This window comes from Thermacetogenium phaeum DSM 12270, from assembly GCF_000305935.1.
GTDB lineage: Bacteria > Bacillota > DSM-12270 > Thermacetogeniales > Thermacetogeniaceae > Thermacetogenium > Thermacetogenium phaeum.
Window position 1 is genome coordinate 1,752,049 of record NC_018870.1, and the last position, 14,650, is coordinate 1,766,698.

At 52.4% G+C, this 14,650-nt stretch carries 17 protein-coding genes; 11 read left to right on the forward strand and 6 right to left on the reverse strand.

Features of this window, described 5'->3' with window-relative positions:
- Positions 1-7: 7 nt before the first annotated feature.
- The 5 genes from TPH_RS08615 to TPH_RS08635 form a co-directional block, all read right to left on the reverse strand.
- Positions 8-1,171: a cysteine desulfurase family protein gene (locus TPH_RS08615; RefSeq protein ID WP_015050812.1), complete on the reverse strand. Its 1,164-nt coding sequence runs from the start codon at positions 1,169-1,171 to the stop codon at positions 8-10.
- Positions 1,172-1,223: 52 nt separating this feature from the next.
- Positions 1,224-2,558, reverse strand: coding sequence for a replication-associated recombination protein A (locus TPH_RS08620; RefSeq protein WP_015050813.1), 1,335 nt, complete (start codon positions 2,556-2,558; stop codon positions 1,224-1,226).
- Between the two features lie 67 nt (positions 2,559-2,625).
- Positions 2,626-2,955, reverse strand: a complete 330-nt coding sequence (gene trxA / locus TPH_RS08625) for a thioredoxin (protein WP_015050814.1) — start codon at positions 2,953-2,955, stop codon at positions 2,626-2,628.
- 94 nt (positions 2,956-3,049) lie between these two features.
- Complete coding sequence (locus tag TPH_RS15455; protein ID WP_155990775.1) at positions 3,050-3,193, reverse strand: hypothetical protein; 144 nt, start codon at positions 3,191-3,193, stop codon at positions 3,050-3,052.
- Positions 3,194-3,279: 86 nt separating this feature from the next.
- Complete coding sequence (locus TPH_RS08635) at positions 3,280-3,504, reverse strand: helix-turn-helix domain-containing protein (protein WP_015050815.1); 225 nt, start codon at positions 3,502-3,504, stop codon at positions 3,280-3,282.
- Between the two features lie 212 nt (positions 3,505-3,716).
- Here TPH_RS08635 and TPH_RS08640 point away from each other — a divergent pair, with 212 nt between their 5' ends.
- Together TPH_RS08640 and TPH_RS08645 are read left to right on the forward strand one after the other, a co-directional pair.
- Positions 3,717-4,940, forward strand: a complete 1,224-nt coding sequence (locus TPH_RS08640; RefSeq protein ID WP_015050816.1) for an ATP-binding protein — start codon at positions 3,717-3,719, stop codon at positions 4,938-4,940.
- A gap of 24 nt (positions 4,941-4,964) precedes the next feature.
- Positions 4,965-6,704, forward strand: a complete 1,740-nt coding sequence (locus TPH_RS08645; protein WP_015050817.1) for a vWA domain-containing protein — start codon at positions 4,965-4,967, stop codon at positions 6,702-6,704.
- Here TPH_RS08645 and mnmG read toward each other — a convergent pair.
- Positions 6,701-8,593: a tRNA uridine-5-carboxymethylaminomethyl(34) synthesis enzyme MnmG gene (mnmG, locus tag TPH_RS08650; protein ID WP_015050818.1), complete on the reverse strand. Its 1,893-nt coding sequence runs from the start codon at positions 8,591-8,593 to the stop codon at positions 6,701-6,703. The two genes, TPH_RS08645 and mnmG, sit on opposite strands and share 4 nt — an antisense overlap.
- A 347-nt stretch (positions 8,594-8,940) precedes the next feature.
- On the opposite strand from mnmG, the gene TPH_RS08655 reads away from it, so the two are divergent.
- The 9 genes from TPH_RS08655 (at position 8,941) to TPH_RS15145 (ending at position 14,648) form a co-directional block, all read left to right on the forward strand.
- Complete coding sequence (locus TPH_RS08655) at positions 8,941-9,615, forward strand: rhomboid family intramembrane serine protease (protein WP_015050819.1); 675 nt, start codon at positions 8,941-8,943, stop codon at positions 9,613-9,615.
- A gap of 234 nt (positions 9,616-9,849) precedes the next feature.
- Positions 9,850-10,356: a hypothetical protein gene (locus TPH_RS08660; RefSeq protein WP_015050820.1), complete on the forward strand. Its 507-nt coding sequence runs from the start codon at positions 9,850-9,852 to the stop codon at positions 10,354-10,356.
- The gene (locus tag TPH_RS08665) at positions 10,340-11,194 is read left to right on the forward strand and encodes a sensor histidine kinase (protein WP_148275991.1); all 855 of its coding nucleotides are present in this window, start codon (positions 10,340-10,342) and stop codon (positions 11,192-11,194) included. Before TPH_RS08660 ends, TPH_RS08665 begins: the two co-directional genes overlap by 17 nt.
- Before the next feature lie 4 nt (positions 11,195-11,198).
- On the forward strand, positions 11,199-11,867 hold the full coding sequence (locus TPH_RS08670; protein WP_015050822.1) for an accessory gene regulator ArgB-like protein: 669 nt from the start codon (positions 11,199-11,201) through the stop codon (positions 11,865-11,867).
- Entirely contained in the window at positions 11,839-12,549 is a 711-nt protein-coding gene (locus TPH_RS08675; RefSeq protein ID WP_148275875.1) for a LytR/AlgR family response regulator transcription factor, read from the forward strand. Before TPH_RS08670 ends, TPH_RS08675 begins: the two co-directional genes overlap by 29 nt.
- A 205-nt stretch (positions 12,550-12,754) precedes the next feature.
- Positions 12,755-12,883 (forward strand): cyclic lactone autoinducer peptide, encoded by a 129-nt coding sequence (locus TPH_RS14790; protein WP_015050823.1) that lies wholly within the window; start codon positions 12,755-12,757, stop codon positions 12,881-12,883.
- 229 nt (positions 12,884-13,112) lie between these two features.
- A complete protein-coding gene (locus tag TPH_RS08680) occupies positions 13,113-13,520 on the forward strand; it encodes a hypothetical protein (protein WP_201764437.1) in 408 nt (135 codons plus the stop codon).
- Entirely contained in the window at positions 13,513-13,911 is a 399-nt protein-coding gene (locus TPH_RS08685) for a hypothetical protein (RefSeq protein WP_015050825.1), read from the forward strand. Before TPH_RS08680 ends, TPH_RS08685 begins: the two co-directional genes overlap by 8 nt.
- Positions 13,905-14,648, forward strand: a complete 744-nt coding sequence (locus tag TPH_RS15145) for a hypothetical protein (RefSeq protein WP_015050826.1) — start codon at positions 13,905-13,907, stop codon at positions 14,646-14,648. The genes TPH_RS08685 and TPH_RS15145 overlap by 7 nt, the downstream gene beginning before the upstream one ends.
- Positions 14,649-14,650: the final 2 nt, after the last annotated feature.

A 14,650-nucleotide genomic window follows, 5' to 3' on the forward strand; every position in this document is an offset into this window, starting at 1 on the left:
CCCCGTCTCAAACCTTTTCATCAAAGGCACGCTGCCTTTCAACGAGTTCTACCAGGGCATCCAGGACATAATCGATATCCTCTTCTTTATTCGACCTGCCGACGGTCATTCTGATCGTCCCCGCGCCGAGTTCTGGCGTCAGGCCGATCTCTTTGAGTACATGGGATAACTGCGAAGCGCCGGAACTGCAGGCGGAACCGGTCGAAACGGCGATTCCCTGCTGGTCGAGGCCCACCAGCAGGCACTCCCCTTTCGTCCCGCAAAAGCTGAAGTTTACATTATGCGGCAAGCGCTGCTCTGGGTGCCCGTTTAACTTGGCATCCGGAATCCGCTCTTTGATGCCCCGTATCAAACGGTCGCACAGCATCCTATAGCGGGCACTCTCGCCGGGAAGATCCCTTGCCGCAACCTCGGCCGCCTTTCCCAGGCCGACAATTCCGGGCAGATTCTCCGTCCCCGGCCTGTACTCCCTTTCCTGACCGCCCCCGTGCAGGAGCGGCTGAATCCTGGTTCCCTTTCTAATATATAAGGCCCCTACACCCTTGGGCCCGTAAATTTTGTGCGCCGAAAGTGAAAGCAGATCGACATTTAGAGCATCAACATGCACAGGTATGTAACCTACCGTTTGGACGGCATCGGTGTGAAAAGTTATTTCGTGCTCCCGGGCTATTCTTCCGATCTCGGGAATGGGCTCGATTGTACCGATTTCGTTATTGGCATGCATGATCGTGATCAGGACGGTATCCCGGCGAATAGCCTTTCGAACATCCAAAGGATCGACAAAACCATCCTTGTCCACAGGAAGGTAGGTAACATCAAATCCGTTTCGGGCCAGCATCACACAGGTGTCGAGCACGGCGTGGTGTTCGATGGCGGAGGTAATGATATGCCTGCCTTTCGATCTGCCGGCAAACGCCGCCCCGATAACCGCCAGGTTGTCAGACTCCGTTCCCCCGCTGGTGAAGATGATCTCTTCCGGCCGGGCTCCGATCAAAGCAGCAACCCTTGTCCTTGCCAGCTCCAACTGCTGCTTCGCTGCTCTCCCGTAGAAGTGAAGGCTGGAGGGGTTGCCGAAGGTGTTTTCCAGGATATGGCACATCTCTTTCTGTACTTCAGGATGAAGCGGCGTCGTGGCTGCGTGATCCAGGTAAACTTCTCGTCTCACTGCCATCACCAAACTACCTCCAGTCATGAAGAATCATTAAAATATATTCTTCACTATATTATGATTCTTCATTACGAGAGGCTTTCAAAGAGGATAACCAGGCTCTGATCTGTTTTTCCCGACCATTTTCCGAGGGCCTGTAATAAACGCGCCCCTGCAGAGGGTCAGGGAGATACTGCTGGTCGACATAGTGGCGGGGATAGTTGTGAGGATAGAGGTACCCCTTCCCGTGGCCCAGCTTTTTAGCCCCGCTGTAATGAGAATCCCGCAGGTGTGGGGGGACATCTCCGGTATCCCGATCTTCTATATCCTGCATAGCCTCCTCGAGCGCCCTGTAGACGCTGTTGCTCTTGGGAGCACAGGCTATGTAGAGCACCGCTTCCGCCAACAGCAGCCTACCCTCCGGCATCCCAACCTGTTCCAACCCGCGTGCCGCCGCTTCGGCCACAACCAGAGCAAGGGGATCGGCAAGGCCGACATCCTCCGCAGCGCAGATAACGATCCTCCTGGCGATGAAGCGGGGATCCTCCCCCGCTTTCAGCATCCGGGCCAGCCAGTGCAGAGCAGCGTCCGGGTCAGAGCCCCGCATGGACTTGATAAAAGCAGAAGTAACGTCGTAATGCATATCCCCCTCCCGGTCGTAGCGGACGGGTGGCTGCTGGACAGCAGCCGCAGCTTCTTCAACACCGATCCTGTAAACACCGTCCGCTCCGGGTTTGCTCAAATGCACCGCAGTCTCCAGGGCGTTGAGGAGAACCCGGGCATCCCCTCCGGCGACACGCAGCCAGTGCTCCTCGGCCTCCGGGGCAACCTCAATCTTCAGCTTACCGAGGCCGCGCTCCCCGTCGGAAAGGGCGCGCCTTAATATCTTCTGCAGATCCTCATCCTTTAAAGGATAAAAGGGGAGAACACGCACCCGGGAAAGAAGAGGGGAATTAACGGTGAAATAGGGATTTTCCGTGGTGGCTCCGATTAAGATAACAACCCCCTGCTCAACGGCCGGGAGAAGCACATCCTGTTGAGCCTTGTTGAAGCGGTGGATTTCATCGATAAAAAGGATCGTCCTCTGATTGTGGTACTTCAGACGGTCACGGGCCTCCTGAAGCACTTTGCGCAGCTCGCCGACACCGGTGCTGGTGGCGTCGATCTGAATAAAAAACCCCTGCGTAGCCCTGGCAATGATCCCGGCCAGGGTGGTCTTTCCGGTTCCCGGCGGGCCGTAAAAGATCGCCGAAAAGGGTTTGTCCGTCTGCAATGCATTATAAAGGAGTCGGCCGGGAGCCACCAGATGCTCCTGGCCGGCGAACTCCTCAAGGCTCTGCGGCCGCAGCCTGAAAGCGAGAGGCCCCTCCCTTTCCAGCGCTTTCCTCTGGGCACAGTCGAACAGATCCACATGAGACACCCTCTTTTATTCAGCCCAGAAAAAGGAATACCCGCACGGCATTCGAGCAGAACGAGCCTTATTCAAGGTGCTGGTCAATAAACCGCGCCAGCTCCTCCTTGGGGCGAAATCCGCTAATCCTTGCAACTTCCCTGCCGTTGCGGAACATAATGAGGGTAGGAATGCTCAGAACACGGAATTCTTCTGCCGTCCGGCGATTTTCATCGACATTCAGCTTACCTACCAACACCCTGCCGGAATAATCAGCAGCCAGCTCCTCCAGCACAGGTGCCAACATCTGGCAGGGGCCGCACCAGCTTGCCCAAAAATCCACTATAACAGGCAGCTCTGCCTTCTGCAATTCTGCTGCAAAATTATCATCAGCCAAAGTTCTGATGTCTCCGCTCACAATACCGCTCTCCTTTTATGCCAGGTTTTCCTAAAGGATATAATTAAAACAGAACTGCTGTCAAGTGGACAAAACTTCCGCAAGAACCCAATAGCTATTTTTCCGACTGTTCGCTCTCCGGAGAGGAATCGGGAGGGGTGATCTCCGGACGTTCACTTCCCGGGTGAAAAGGAGCCGGCTCCGGTTGCGGGATCTCCAAAGGGCTCATATCCGGGTGGGGAATACGGAAACTTCTCACTACCATCACCTCATCTCTAATATGCCCCCGGATGAGTCCGGTTATGTGCCGGCTGGGAAAATAAAAACCGAAACAGCCACAACCCGTCAATCCTGTCCCATAACGGAATCAAGGCCATACTTTTCGAAGTGCTCCCTAAGATACTCAACGGTATTTTCGGTTACGCCGAACCGACGGGCCATCTCTTCATCGGTCAAGCCCTCTTCCAGAGCAGCAATAAAGGAATCAAAGTCGATACCTACATCCTCAACAAGCGCTTTCAGACTCGGCTGTAGCCCCCAGGGAGGTCCTAATCCGAATGCTGCCGCCATATTTTTTTTGCCTCCCTTTCTTTTGATATTGCTTTACCTGCAGTTCACTATATAATATTGGGGAATGGCATTGATCTTATACAATAAACACAAAAGCACTCCTGACGTCTCCTCAACACCTGAAGCCTGACAGAAGGAACACCATCCCCAGATGTCGAATCTCCAAATGTTTGTTCTTGAACTGAACTTGGGAAAGGAGAAACAAAAGCGAAATGAAAAACTACCTCCAGTTGACCCGTCACACAGGGAACAATGCTCTCTTCCTGGCCGTAGAAATGTCCCTTGTCTCCACCCTGCAGGGAAGACCCCTGCACATTCACGCAGAAGGGCTGCGCGGCACGGGAAAGACCACTATCATGCGCTCGGTTACACAGATCCTCCCGAAGATCACCCGCATCAAGGGGTGTCTCTACAACTGCGAGCCAGAGCGACCCCACTGCCCGCAGCACAAAAACATGACGCCGGAAGAGATCGCCGCCCTGGGCACAGAACAGATTCCCGTTCCCTTTTTGGAAATCTCCCATTCCGCCAAGATCGGTACGGTCGCCGGGACTATCGACCTGGCCAAGCTCACCAATCCCTCCCGACCGGAGGCGGCCCTCCTGCCCGGCATCATCCCTCAGGCGCACAGGGGGATAGTCTTCGTCGACGAAATAAACCGCCTGGCAGACACCTCGCCGGAAATAACGGACGTTCTCCTCGATGCCATGGGCACCAAGCCAGGGCGCGTCCAGATAGAGGAAACGGGCCTTCCCGTCGTCGAGGTTCCCGTTGCGGTTTCGGTTTGGGCGGCATCAAACCCCGATGAAGAGCCGGGGCCTTTGGCGGAGATCCGCCGGCAGCTGTCCGACCGCTTCGATCTGGTCATCCCCATGGGCAGGCCAACCACCCCTGAGGAAGTGGTGGATATTCTGACGACGGAGGAAGCCAAGAACGACAGAGAGCTTTCCGAACAGGAGCGCAGCCAGCTGGAACAGCTGCGAAAAAACCTGGAGAACATAGCCCTGCACAGCGATTTGACGATGCCCGATTACCTTACGACGTTTCTGGCCAACCTCTACATCAACTTCAACATCGAAAGCCTCCGGGCGCTGGAAGCGATCCGGCAGGCCGCTCTGTTGCACTGCGCTTTGAGGAAGCGCAGCCAGGTCATGATCAGCGACATCATGGCGGTACTTCCCCTTGCCCTTTACCACCGGGTCAGCCCGGCCACACTTACGGAAATCATGAATACCGTCAACAACCGCATGGTCGGCAATGAGAAGGAGAAGGAGAACGGCAAAAGAAGCGCACAGGGACGCCAGCTGCCCCCTATTTTTCACAACAAAAAGGGAGATAAGCGGCAGATGAGCGAAGATTCTCCTCCGGAGAAAGCGCGCCTTTTGCGCGACCTGCCGGAGAACGGAATCATAAGAAAGGAATCGGAACGCTTCTAATAACGAAAATTTAGAAGTGATCACATGTCTCCACAAAGGTCTTTGCTGGAAAAACTGACAAGAGAGCAACTGTTTGACCTGGGCAGTCAAATTGCGGCCACTCTGGCGCAAAAACAGGGGTGCCGGATCGGTGAATCGGCCGTCGCCAGCCACTTTGTGCACAATGTCAACCCGCTCCGTCCCGGTGAAATACGCATTTGCATCAACCGGGACGCCGGCCAGTCGCTGGCGCAGCTGGAAACACCGGGGCAGGTGATCCACCTCGATGTTTTTCACGAACCCGCCCCTGTTAAAATTAAACCGCTGATCGCCGCCCTGGCCCCAACGATGCGGTCCTATCTGCTCTTGCTCCAGGTAAGACCCGGAAATATCGAGCCGCACCTGCGCCTGCTGTATGAGTCGTTGTTCATACAAACCGGCACCGGGAAGGGAAACCTGCTGGACCTCCTGAAAAGCGGGGAAGAGCATTCTCAAAAGCAGGAAAGCGATTCTAATGGACAAAAAAGGAACCATGTTCACATTTTGCTGACCGGCCTGCCGCCAAAGGACTGCGCCCTGATCCCCTGTCTGGTGGATGCTGTGGAAACGGAGATCGCCCGGCAGGGCATTGAAATAAGAAGGGTCGAAGGTATAGTCCACGTGGAGAAAATGGGGCAGCAGCCACTCCCGGGGAGCTTCCTGGGGCTGCATCCGGAAGAGCACAGGCTCTGGAACCTGGCCATGGCCCTCTCCGACATTCTCAACGGCCCCGACGATGTTATCGATTTCCTGCAGGTCTTCTCGGGCCCTTTCAAGCGCAAGAAGTCCCTCTCCTTAATTCGCAACAGGAATGGGAACTTGCGCACACTGATCCTCAGCATGGCCGAAGCGGGACTAATCAAAAGGGGCTGGTTCGCCGATACCCTGACCAGAGAGGGAAGGGAACTCCTGGACTTTGTCATCCGGCACCAACATGAGCTGGAGTCTCAGCTGCGCAGAATGCTCAGAACTGTCCCGGTTCCCCAAGGGCGGTACCGTTCTGTAAGAAACACCCACCTGAAGAGCAAGCAGAAGCATTACAGCTACATCAGCAAGACAACCTCACTGATGAAAGATACCTGGCTGGGGAGTATTGCCGTTCCGGAGACAATGATACAGGCAGCGAAGAATAAAATACTTAAACAGCGCCCCCATCTCCGCATTACCAGAGAGGACATCAAGGTACACGAGCGAGAGATCACTCAACCCGTTGATATTTGCCTGCTCATTGACGGAAGCGCCAGTATGGCCGGCCCTAAAATGAAGGCGGTAAGGCGGCTGGCGGAGCACCTGCTCCTGGCAACGAGGGACAAGATCGCCATCGTCCTTTTCCAGGGGCGGCAGGCGAGGGTGGCGGTACCCTTTACCAGGAACTATACGCGCCTCAAAGCCGGTCTGAAGTCGATGCAGCCGCAGGGACTGACCCCGCTCGCCGACGGCTTGACGACGGCCTTGAGTATTATCAAAAATCGCCACGTGCGCAATCCGCTGCTGGTTTTGATAACGGACGGCATCCCCACCTGCGGCAAGTGGTCGAACAACGCCCGGGATGACGCCCTCAAGGCCGCCGAGATGCTCAAAGGAACAAGAGCCAAGCTGATCTGCATCGGAGTTGCTTCCAACCAGGAATTTCTTGAAGAACTGGCGCAGCGCTCTGAAGGGAATGTTTACATCCTGGACAGCCTGGAGGAGCATGCCACTCTGATCGAGATCGTCCACAGAGAAAGGAAGCCCTACTCCCGTTAGCTTCCCAGCTGGGCGCGGCGGTGTTGCTCAAGGTAAATCAACAATACCGATACATCCGCTGGCGTGACTCCGGGTACGCGCGCCGCCTGGCCGAGGGTCCGCGGCCTCACCTGCTTCAACCGTTCCCGGCCTTCCCTGGAAAGACCACGCATGGCGTCGTAATCGAAATCGACAGGGAGATGTCTGCTCTCCAGCCTTTCCATCCGGGCAACATGAGCCTCCTGCTTCGACAGGTACCCGGCAAATTTCGTCTCGACCTCAATCTCCCCGGCTACATCAGGCGGCACATCGTCATCCCTCCCCGTCAAAATCATGAGATCGGCAATGGTTATCTCAGGCCGCCTTAAAAGCTCCTCCAGGGTAACCCCTCCCTTTAAAGGGGCGCTCCCCTTGCCGGCAAGAAACTCCTGCACCCTGGCCGTCGGGGTGACTCTCGTTTCCTTCAGCCAGGATCGCTCCTTCTCCAGCATCTCAACCTTTTGGGAAAACAACCGGTAGCGCTCATCGGAGACCAGACCGACGCGTCGGCCGATTTCCGTCAGACGCAGGTCGGCATTATCGTGCCGCAAGAGCAGCCGGTACTCCGCCCGGGAAGTCAAAATGCGGTAGGGTTCCCGGATCCCCTTGGTGATCAGATCGTCTACCAGCACACCGATGTAAGCCTGGGAGCGCTTCAAAATCAGAGGCTCCTCTTCCCGGATGTAGAGAACGGCATTGATGCCGGCGAGAATACCCTGAGCAGCAGCCTCCTCGTAACCGGAGGTCCCGTTGATCTGCCCCGCCGTAAAGAAGCCCTGAACATCCCTGGTCTGGAGGGTGGGCTCGAGCTGCACCGGGGTCACGGCATCATATTCGATGGCATATCCGGTGCGCACCATCCGGGCATTTTCCAGGCCGGGGAGGGAATGCAGGACGGCTAGCTGCACATCCTCAGGGAGGCTGGTGTTCATTCCCTGGACGTAATACTCGTCCGTCGTCCACCCCTCCGGCTCCAGGAATATCTGGTGGCTGCGCCGGTCAGGAAAACGCACCACCTTATCTTCAAAGGAAGGGCAGTAGCGCGGCCCAATCCCTTCAATAATCCCGGAATACAGGGGAGACCTGTGCAGGTTTTCCCGGACTATTTCATGGGTTTTTTCATTGCTGTGGGTAAGCCAGCAGGACAACTGCCGCCGTTTCACCCTTTTGGATAAGTAGGAGAAATAGAGCGGCTCTTCATCACCGGGTTGTTCGATTAATTTTGAGAAATCGATACTCTTGCGGTCGACCCTGGGGGGCGTCCCCGTTTTAAAGCGGATCAGCTCAAAGCCCAGATCGGATAAGGATTCGGCCAGCTTTCCCGGTGCCAGCTGCCCGTTGGGACCCCCCGGATAAGCAACATCTCCGATGATAATCCTCCCCCGCAGATAGGTTCCGGTCGTCAGGATAACCGCCCGCGCCGTAAACCTGGCACCGGTCTGGGTGACGACACCCGATACCCGGCCGCCCCGGGCAACTATCCTTTCCACGATCCCCTGCTTCAGATCGAGGTTCGGCTCCTTCTGGAGGGTTTTCAGCATCTCCAGCTGGTACATCTTTTTGTCTACCTGGGCGCGCAAGGCCCGCACCGCCGGCCCCTTGCCGGTATTGAGCATACGCATCTGGATAAATGTCTTATCCGTGTTCAGGCCGATTTCCCCACCCAGAGCATCGATCTCCCGCACTAAATGGGCCTTCCCCGGCCCGCCCACCGCAGGGTTGCAGGGCATCAGGGCAACATAATCGAGATTTAAGGTCAGCAAAAGGGTGCGGCAGCCCATCCTGGAGGCTGCCAGGGCAGCTTCACAGCCGGCATGGCCGGCACCGATCACTATCACCTCATAATCCCCGGCCCGGTATTCTTCAGCCATCTAATATCCCCCACCAAAAATCACATACTAAAAGAAAGCCTTTCCGGGCATATTTTATCACACCGAGAGATAACAAAACATAAACTCCGGTACCGCTTCCCATAAACAAGTGGCAGGCCGTTCCCTATCCTGTGACCGCATCAACACCAAGGCACAGGTAACATTTGCTGAGATAAACAGCGATTCTCTTAAAAACAACTCGAGGAGAGGAATACCGGTCAGAAATTTTCATAAAAATGTATATCATGGTTCTCTGTCCGAATTGTTTGGTAAAATGTTAATAAGATTCTTCGAAGTCGTTAAGTGAGCATCACCGGAGCAATAATATCCCTTTGAGGAGGTAGAACATGATCCCTCTGCGAGACAGTACCCGTTCCCGCAGCTTCCCTTATGTGAACGTCGTCCTGATAGTTCTGAACATTCTGGTTTTTTTGAAAGAGCTGGGACTTCCTATGCAGCACCTGAACTATTTTTTTTACACCTACGGGGTCGTCCCGGCCCGGGCCGTCGAGCAGGCAGCCACAGGTGCCCCTCTTGCTATAGCAGCCGTTCCCTTTATAACGGCCATGTTCATCCACGGCGGCTGGATGCACCTTCTGGGGAACATGCTTTATCTCTGGATCTTCGGCGATAATGTCGAGGACCGCATGGGGCACATCCCCTATCTTTTCTTCTACCTAAGCGCAGGGGTCATCGGAAGCATCGCCCACATTATTGCCAATCCCGGTTCCCAGGTGCCGATCATCGGTGCCAGCGGAGCCATTGCCGGTGTCCTGGGAGCCTACTTCCTGTCCTTCCCCCGCTCTCGGATCCTAACCCTCGTCCCGCTGTTCTTTTTCATCACGGTTATCCAGGTACCGGCCCTGGTTTTTCTTCCCGTATGGTTCATCATTCAGCTTCTCAACGGGCTCAGCACAGCCGGAATGGCAGCCAACACAACGGCCTGGTGGGCTCATGTGGGGGGCTTTCTCGGCGGGGCAGTTCTACTCCCCTTCTTCTCTCGGCCGCGCCGGTACGTTTAAAGATCCCAATAATAAAAACTCCACAATCTGTTAATCATTTCCCGTCTCATGCGGCCTAATCTCTCATATCCATCATTTCCCTTGTCCAAATGTAAAAATTTATATAAGTTGTAAATATTGTTTCTTCACTACAGGAAAATGCCAGACAATGCCGAAATTAACCATTAGTCACAATTTAGTCCCAATTCGGCTCCACTAGATAGAAGGCTTACCGGTAGGGAAGAGGCGTTGCTGATGGACAGGATGCCTTTATATCTGATAATTTTTCAGTCTATTCCGGAAACCGCCATCCTTATTTCTTTAGGTTTGACCTTGCTCGGATTCAAGCCAAAGCTGAAAAGCGTCCTGGTCATTGCTTCCCTTGAATCGCTGGTATCCTTCCTGGTCCGCGGCCTGCCACTGCCCCCCGGAATCAATGTTTTCCTCCAGCTGCCTGTGCTGATCGTCTTAACGGCCTGCTGCTGCAGCCTGAATCTGCTGGATGCGGCACTGGCCTCTCTTTTGAGTCTGGTCGTGTTGGCGCTGACGGAAACGGTGTTTAATTTGCTGATCTCCGCCGTTAGCGGGATCGCCGTCCGACAGGCCCTTGAGGATCCCCTGCTGCGGCTGTTGTTCCCGCTTCCCGAGTTCGCTTTTTTGACAGTTGTGATTTTTATTTTAAGGCATTATAACCTGGCGCTTTTCGATATTCGGGAGCTGAAGAATCTGGAGCGGTTGAAGGGTGATGAAAAACAGGAATAACTTATTTACCATCTTTGTAATTTTGCTTTCAGCCGTAGTCCTGGTAACTCTGGGTTTTTACTTCCAACGCCTGGTGGAAAGCGGTCGTGTGGTTTCTCCGGAACTGGCGGTGGTCGTCATCAATGTTGTTATTTTTAGCATGGTTCCGGTTTTGCTTGTTATGTTAAGGAAGCTGTTTTTGCTGGAAAGACAGGAGAAAATCGTAAAGGTTCAGGAGCTTTATATCGGGCATTTGCAGGAACTCGTCCGGGTGACAAGGGCCCAGAGGCATGATTTCGTCAATCACCTGCAGGTCGTTTACGCTTTGTTGAAGACCGGCAAAATCGAGAAAGCGCAGAGTTATATCGAGAACCTTTATCATGATGTGCGGATATCCGGGGAGATCCTGCGGGTGAATATCCCGGAACTGGCGGCTCTGTTGCTGGTAAAAATGGGCGTCGCCTCATTAAAGAACATCTCCTTCACGATCGAAGTTGATGCAAACCTGAACATGCTCCGGGTTAAAGCCACCGATTTGAACACGGTAGTCGGAAATCTGGTGGATAATGCCTTCGAGGCCGTCGAGTCTTTAAATGCGGATAAAAGGACGGTTGCTCTGAGAATATTCGAGACCGGCAAATTTTTTGTCTTTCAGACCGCCAATCCGGGTTTTATTGAAAAGGAACTCAGGGACAAGATATTCGAGCCGGGCTTTTCCACCAGGTCCGGCGATAGAGGATTCGGCCTTACTTCTGTCAGATCAGTGGTCGAGAAAAACAGAGGGAAAATCCTGGTGAGCAGCTTCAAGGACCGGGGGACGAAGTTCACAGTGCTTTTCCCTAAACAACAGAGGAGGTGATAGCATGCCGACCATCCACAGACTGGCGGAAAGGGCTGCAGGATACATCGCCCGCGAGTTGGGCCTCGAGAGGCAAAAAGAGAAAATGTTGACCTTCGGCCTGGAGCTGCTGCTGGGTTCGGCGCTGGAGTTTGCCCTGATCATGGCGTTGGCCTCCCTCTTCGGGATATTCCGGGAGACCCTGATCCTGGTTTTAACCGCAGGGATCCTGCGCCTGGTATCCGGGGGTGAGCACTGCCAAGCCTATTACCGCTGCCTGATCGGAGGGACGGTCTTCTTTTTACTGATGGGCTGGCTGGTAAAATGGCTGAATTACGTTATCGCCTGGCGAGGGTTTATTTTGTTAACGATAATTACTTTTATAGCGGTTCCCGGGGTCATCTGGAAGTACGCCCCCGGGGAAACGGAAAACAAGCCGCTGACAGAAAAGGAAAAAGTCAGAGGCAAGAAGCTGTCTTTCATGGTTACAGAGATTTTCGCGGGCGTGGTGATTCTGCTGGCAATTCTCAAAGACGAGCAGAAGTATGGGCTGCCAGTGCTTGCCGGTATGCTCTGCCAGGCCTTTACCCTCACCCCCTGGGGATACCGGTTCATCAGGTGGGTTGACGGCATGTTGAGTTTTAGGGATCAAGGTGGTGACAGTGGTGGGCTTGAAGGTCCTGATAGCCGATGACGACCCGGCAACCGCAGCGTACTTAAAGAAGGTCATCGAAGAGGTGCCCGGGGTCGAAGTGGTTTCCATCGCCGGGGACGGTAAGGAGACCATCAGGCAGGTGGAGATCTACCGGCCTGATGTGGTGTTTCTGGATATTGATATGCCGGGAATGAATGGAGTGGAAGCAGCCAGGGAGCTGGCGGAAATGCGGCCGGGGCTGTACTTTGTTTTCGCCACTGCCTATCCCGACTACACACTGGAGGCATTTGAACTCTATTCGTTTGATTACATATTAAAGCCCTTTGATGAAAAAAGGATCAGGAAGACGATCCGGCGCTTGAGAGATAAAGTTCGTAAAAACCAAACCCAGCATAAAGAAGTTATCTTAATCAAATCGGATAAGCACAAACTGGTGATTCACCCGGAAGAAATTCTTTTTATTGAAAGCCGCCGGCACAAAATTCTCATTAAAACAGAGAGAGGAGAACACCTTGTACCTGGCAGATTGGGCGAACTGGAACGGCAGCTCGATCCCCTGCTTTTCTTCCGGTGCCACAAGGGATATCTCGTTAATTTAGAAAAGATCAGGGAAATTATTCCTTCAGGTCAAACATATGTGATTATTCTGCACTCAGGTGACAGGGTTTTATTAAGCCGGGAGCGAGAGAAGGATTTGCTCAAGAGACTTGGAATGGAGTAGTGCCAGTACTAAAACAAAAAAACCCGCGACAAGTTATTTTGCAGATCATAACCATTAGTTCAACGGTTATTTTTGTTTAAAATCCGTTCATGCAACAAAATCATCCGGTTGTGTAGCGATATGCTCCGTTTGGGAAAACCAGGCAGGAAAACAGTTAGCAAAGTCTAAAGTGTTTTGCAATACCAATTTTCCGGGAGGTGAGAACATGTTCAAAACAGTCAAGACAAATCTCCTGCGGTTCGCATCAGCCTTGTTCCTGCTCGTAGCCGCAACGGGAGCAAGCACCACTTGCTGGTTTCACTGGTATCAGCCGAAAGTGCCGGAAAAGGGATAACCGATATTCTATTTAGGGGTTATTCAATGAACAGCCCCCGGTGAACCGGCAGATCGTTGACCATCATTCAGAAGGGGCGAATACATTCCCTTTGCAGAGCAAAGGCGCAGGCATATTTATCTTAGCCTGTTACTCCACCTTTGTAAAGAAAGGTCAAAAAGAGGAAAGGTAATTCTTCTCTAAAGAGTGGCTTCTGTAGCTGGCAAATAGCCCGGGTATTGGGGGTATTATGATGAAAAAACTATTGACCTTTGTAATAGCTGTAACCGTCATTTTCTCGCTCTATGTTATCTGGCTCAAAAGGAAAACCACTTGCTCATCCTGTGGCTTTGCCACCCTCGGTTTACCGGTTAACGAGCTTACATTGGCAATTCTCGCATTAGGTGGGTCATTGGTTATCGCCATCAGTTACTACCTTTCTCAAAAAGTGCGGGGATTTCAATACGTGAGCCTGGGCATTTCAGGCATTTCAGCCGCCGTTGCGTCTTTTCTGATGGCAGTCCAAATAAAGCGCATCATCTGTTGGCCGTGTCTCACCACAGATATTTTGTTTTATTTAATTTTTGTTTTAGTGTGCTTGGATACTTTTTACCATCTTAAAGGAAAAATAAAATTTGGAGGGATTGAAAATGATTAAGATCCTCAGGAAGTCCTGGCAACGGGTTGTCGCAGTCACACTGGCTGTGGTTGTGCTGGCAATACCAGCAATTGCCGGTGTTGCTGTTGCCATTACAACTGAGAAAGATATTGTAGCAGAAGTTTCTTTTCGTCAGGGGGTAGCAATTGATAAAGTTTTGTCAGAAGCTAGAGCTTCTGGCTTACAAGTAGTTGGTCTTTACAGCACCTATGTTATTGGCAGTCAACCTCCGTTCACCGATTTTCAAAAAGTGCAAAGCAGCGATAATACAAGTACCATAACAAAAAAATTTCTAGATAATCGTAAGACCTTAATAAATTTTCACTTGAAGTCCTGTGAGCGCGTATGCTTAACGAAAAATTATGTACTACGGAAGGAGCTGCATTGTTAGAGCAAGTGAAACGAGACCTTGCTCTAGCTGTTCAAGACCAAACAGAGGGTTCATCGGAGAAAGGTATCATGACAATAACTGGCGTTATGGTGAGAGGACCTCAACATTCAGTTTCAATGTTAACACAGAGGTTACCCGTTGAAAACATTAGATTGATACCGTTAAATGAGAAGGATGACCCGTCTTTAAAACAATCTTCAACGTCTTATGCCGTAACAGCTACGGCTGAGACCTGGGTGCCTGAGGAAGGAACCTGCTTGACTGGACAATACTCTGATACAAGAAGAACGGTTTGCCAATGGTTAAGATGGGATGACAAATCTGGCTTTACTTCAAATTCTACGTATGAACACGATTTTTTCACGTATTACTATGATGGAAAAGCATATCTTGACCCAACTGATTCATGGCCGGGTCAGTTTCCCTGGGTGGATTATTGGTCCTCAAACCTCCCAGATCCTTACCTTGATACAAGATTAGGCGATCCAGATGGAGAGAAAGCTTATACTATAGGTTCTGCTTCCGCAGTTAATATCTCAACAAATAGCTGGTATTGTAGCTCAATTATCACTTCTAATGGAAATTCGTCATCTGATACCGGAAAACTTGTCGCACAGCTAGGGCACCGTTATCCTTCGTCATGTAAAAGTGTCTGGTGCAGTTTCGGTGATGATTGGGAATTCATTGTTCCTGCATGGCAAATTTCTTTACCTGGAGAAAAAAACTGGAGGTATTAGGT